Source organism: Bradyrhizobium sp. NBAIM08, from assembly GCF_020193935.1.
In the GTDB taxonomy this organism is placed as follows: domain Bacteria; phylum Pseudomonadota; class Alphaproteobacteria; order Rhizobiales; family Xanthobacteraceae; genus Bradyrhizobium; species Bradyrhizobium yuanmingense.
The window spans coordinates 1-380 of sequence record NZ_JADYVR010001400.1; the positions used below are offsets into that span (position 1 = coordinate 1).

Consider the following 380-nt stretch of genomic DNA (forward strand, 5'->3'; position numbering starts at 1 on the left):
CCGTGCGGGCCCGCGCCTCAACGCCGTGACGCGCTCAGACACCCGGATCCAGGTCCGATGCCGCCGGCAGCCGCAGCCGCGCCCGCGTCCCCTGCGGGATGGCGGGCCAGTCGAGCCGGCCGCGCAGCTGGCGGGTCAGGGTCTGCACCAGGGTGGAGCCGAAGCCGCCCACCGGCGCGGAGGTGGCGAGACCGCGGCCGTCATCCTCGATCTCGGCGACCAGATCCGCACCCTCGCGGCGAACGGTGAGGCTCAGCCTGCCGCCTCGGCCATCGGGGAAGGCGTGCTTGAGAGCGTTGGTGAGCAGCTCGTTGAGAATGAGGGCGATCGGGCTCGCCTTGTCCGCCCCGACCAGGATCGGCTCCAGCGAGAGCTCGAGC

1 protein-coding gene is annotated in these 380 nt (G+C 73.4%); it reads right to left on the reverse strand.

Going from position 1 to position 380, the window contains the following annotated elements; translation table 11 throughout:
• Positions 1–34: 34 nt before the first annotated feature.
• Positions 35–380 (reverse strand): sensor histidine kinase (locus tag I6F37_RS45125; RefSeq protein ID WP_225155148.1); only part of this gene is annotated, 346 nt, incomplete at its 5' end.